The organism is Rhizobacter sp., from assembly GCF_031412075.1.
Taxonomy (GTDB): Bacteria; Pseudomonadota; Gammaproteobacteria; order Burkholderiales; family Burkholderiaceae_C; genus Rhizobacter.
On record NZ_JANOCG010000515.1, the window covers coordinates 1 to 2810 of the forward strand.

A 2810-nucleotide genomic window follows, 5' to 3' on the forward strand; every position below is an offset into this window, starting at 1 on the left:
CTCGCAGGCGTGCTTGTGAAGGCGTGGCACAAGCGGGCCGGCCAGACCATCGCCGTGCGGGCGCGATCCAACGAAAAGGGCCTGGTGACCCTCGAGTTCCCCTACCCGGGCCCCTGGATGCTCAACGCAGTTCACATGATCCCGGCGACGGGCGTGAGCAACATCGAATGGGACAGCTTCTGGAGCAGCCTGACCTTCGAGGTCCATGCGACTGGCCGGAACTGAGCGCTTCGCTGGCTCAGCGCGGAGCCGAGTCGGTCAACTGCATCCGATCGGCATCACGCATCAACATGCCGGTGCGCTGGAGTCGCGCGAGCGTGCGATACAGCGCCTCGTGGGTCAGGGCAAGGTCTTCGGCCCATTGCTTCAAGGTCCCCGGCGCAGTCCAGCCGCCTTGCGCGTCGCAGTGCAGCCGCAGAAACTGGAGCACGCGCTCTTCTGCCGGCCGCACCTGGCGCAGCTCCATGAGCTGGCGAAGCGACTGCATGCGCTGGGCCAGCCCCGCCGCAAAGGTGAGCAATGCGGACGGGCTGTCTGCAAAGGCTTGCAGCACCTGCGCGCGTGCGTAGACCAGAACGTCCGCATCGGACTGGGCGATCCCATCGCAGTGGTAGCGCGGAGAGAAGAGCGAAGCCTCGGCGAACAGCTCGCCCGGCCGCGCGGTGTGCATCGTGACGACCGAGCCGCCGGGCGTGCAACGCTGCAAGCGGATGCGGCCGGCTGCCAATCGGAAGATCCCGGACGTGCGCGCGCCTTGCCGGAACAGGGCCTGCCCGGCAGCGAGCGAGCGGTGGGCAGGCGTGATGCCCAGCCAGACATCGCTGGTGGCAGCGTGCGGATCTGTGGCAACCACGGCAAGTTGATTCATATGATCCGGATCATAGGCAGCTGGGTGCTGCCGTGGCAACCTCGGGCGCTTCAAGGTCACACGAGGAACAAGCATGAATCCCTTCGGAGCAATGGCAGTGGCCGCATTGCTGAACGCACCGTCGATTGGCCTCACGCAGCATCAGCACCACGGTGGTCATTCCGCGTCCCCCACTGCCGTAAGGGAGAACGCGACGTCGCACCCCTATGCGAGCATGCAGCAACGAAGGATCAAGGCGTTGCCCGAGTCGACCGTGGCGGACTTGGCGAACGGGCGTGGCGCCTCCTTCGCTCTGCCGGCCGAACTCAACGGCTATCCAGGGCCGGCACACGTTCTGGAATTGGCTGAACCGCTCAAACTCACCCCCGACCAGACCGGCAAGACGCGGGAGCTGTTCGCTGCCATGCAGGCAGAAACGACATCGCTCGGACTGCAGCTAATCGCCGCCGAAGAGCGGTTGGATCGCCTTTTTTCCGGTAAGACAGCCTCCGCAAGCACGGTGGACACGGCGGCGTTAGAGGCCGCCGGCCTGCAGGGCAAGCTGCGTTCGGCCCACTTGCGCTATCACCTGGAGATGATGTCGCTGCTCGCGCCTGCCCAGGTGGCTCAATACAGCAAGCTTCGCGGCTACAAATAGAGCCGGCCCGTGATTGCCGGCGTGCGTCTGCAGGCCCGGTTCACTTACTGCTGATGTTGCGGCGAGCACGTTGCCGGGTAGGCTGAGGAACACGTGCAACGTCTGCTTGCAGCCGCTCGACTTTCGCGTGCTTGACCCCCTTCCAGCTACAGGCCGCCAGCGAACATGAGACGGTGTTGGCGGCGACCGCCAGCTTTGAGAAGTGTCAGCGTTGGAGCTTGACCACGATCGTCGCTGGCGCCGCGGACTTGGTGCTCCACATCCAGCAGTAGTCCTGATCAATCTTCGTGGCCAGCGTGTCTTTCGCGGCGACGACTGCAGTGAGCTTTGACGGAAACACCACTTCCTTGCCGACGTGGTAATGCACGTTGAAATCCAGTGGTGCACTGGCCTCGAAGCTACAGACGACCTTTAGGTCAGCGGGCAGCTTGCCGCAGACCTCGGCGAACTTGCCAGGCACAACGCTCACACTGCGCTCGAAGCGCCCGCCAGCGTCCCAGGCAATGTCGACGATGTCGGCCACCGTGCTCGGGGCCACTGCGGCGAGTGCCAGTCCAAATGCAACGCTTGAGGCGGGGTGGCGTGTAAAGCCTGTTAAGTTGTTATGTCGCATACGCTTTTCCCCGTCGATGCTTATGCGTCGCCTCAAGGGAATTCCCTGTTGGAATGCAAGTCTCCGCGACCGACGCCACGGACACACCAAACTGCGCCGTCGGGTGACACAGTGTCGACTCCGACGAACAAGTATGCGTCAAAGGCGCCGTCCTCAATTTACCTCTGCGAACCGCTCAACTCGACCACATCCGGGCTCAGCGTCGGCGTCGCTTGCGCGCCGCCTTGAGTCTTTCGCGTGCCAGGCGTGAAGCAGCCCGGGCGTGCCGGCCCTGCCAGTAGATGAACAGCGCAAAGCCAATCACAAGCATCGTACTCAAGCCGCTGCCAATCAGAACGAGCGACAACGTGTCGCGCGACTGATCCTTCAGGTACAAGAGCTCATGCGTCATGCTCGCCGTATCCCAAGTCATTCCAGGAGGCAAAGCGCCATGAAGGGTGTCTGGCGATCATTTGCGCAGAGGTTGGTGCACGGCGCACCAGCAATCCACTCGCCTCCCCGATACCGATGGCCAGTAAACCCGAAAGCACGTTCGAGCTAAACGGCCATGGCGCCGGATTTCACTGGGCCTGCTGGATCTCGGTGACGGTAAATTTCCCAGCGTCGTTGACCGCCTTGAACTTGACCTTGTCGCCAGTCTTCAGCTTGTCGAGCATGGTTTTGTCCTTCACGACAAACACCATCGTCATGCC

6 protein-coding genes are annotated in these 2810 nt (G+C 62.8%); 2 read left to right on the forward strand and 4 right to left on the reverse strand.

Translation table 11 applies throughout. The features are described from left to right. Positions 1-225 (forward strand): hypothetical protein (locus tag RMO40_RS19015; protein WP_309724727.1); only part of this gene is annotated, 225 nt, incomplete at its 5' end. A gap of 13 nt (positions 226-238) precedes the next feature. Here the strand turns inward: RMO40_RS19015 and RMO40_RS19020 are convergent. After that, positions 239-868 (reverse strand): cyclic nucleotide-binding domain-containing protein, encoded by a 630-nt coding sequence (locus tag RMO40_RS19020; RefSeq protein ID WP_309724729.1) that lies wholly within the window; start codon positions 866-868, stop codon positions 239-241. 73 nt (positions 869-941) lie between these two features. Between RMO40_RS19020 and RMO40_RS19025 the strand changes: the two genes are divergently transcribed. Next, a complete protein-coding gene (locus RMO40_RS19025) occupies positions 942-1505 on the forward strand; it encodes a hypothetical protein (RefSeq protein ID WP_309724731.1) in 564 nt (187 codons plus the stop codon). A gap of 205 nt (positions 1506-1710) precedes the next feature. On the opposite strand, the gene RMO40_RS19030 is transcribed toward RMO40_RS19025, so the two are convergent. From RMO40_RS19030 to RMO40_RS19040, 3 genes are all read right to left on the reverse strand, one after another. Further along, positions 1711-2028, reverse strand: a complete 318-nt coding sequence (locus tag RMO40_RS19030; RefSeq protein WP_309724733.1) for a hypothetical protein — start codon at positions 2026-2028, stop codon at positions 1711-1713. Positions 2029-2314: 286 nt separating this feature from the next. Then, complete coding sequence (locus RMO40_RS19035) at positions 2315-2509, reverse strand: hypothetical protein (RefSeq protein WP_309724735.1); 195 nt, start codon at positions 2507-2509, stop codon at positions 2315-2317. A gap of 169 nt (positions 2510-2678) precedes the next feature. Next, positions 2679-2807, reverse strand: coding sequence for a copper-binding protein (locus RMO40_RS19040; protein WP_489660197.1), 129 nt, complete (start codon positions 2805-2807; stop codon positions 2679-2681). Positions 2808-2810: the final 3 nt, after the last annotated feature.

What these genes read in the sequence shown, in the direction of transcription:
- RMO40_RS19020 (WP_309724729.1), bottom strand. Translation starts at nt 868, where the DNA reads ATGAATCAACTTGCCGTGGTTGCCACAGATCCGCACGCTGCCACCAGC.
- RMO40_RS19025 (WP_309724731.1), top strand. Translation starts at nt 942, where the DNA reads ATGAATCCCTTCGGAGCAATGGCAGTGGCCGCATTGCTGAACGCACCG.
- RMO40_RS19035 (WP_309724735.1), bottom strand. Translation starts at nt 2,509, where the DNA reads ATGACGCATGAGCTCTTGTACCTGAAGGATCAGTCGCGCGACACGTTG.
- RMO40_RS19040 (WP_489660197.1), bottom strand. Translation starts at nt 2,807, where the DNA reads ATGACGATGGTGTTTGTCGTGAAGGACAAAACCATGCTCGACAAGCTG.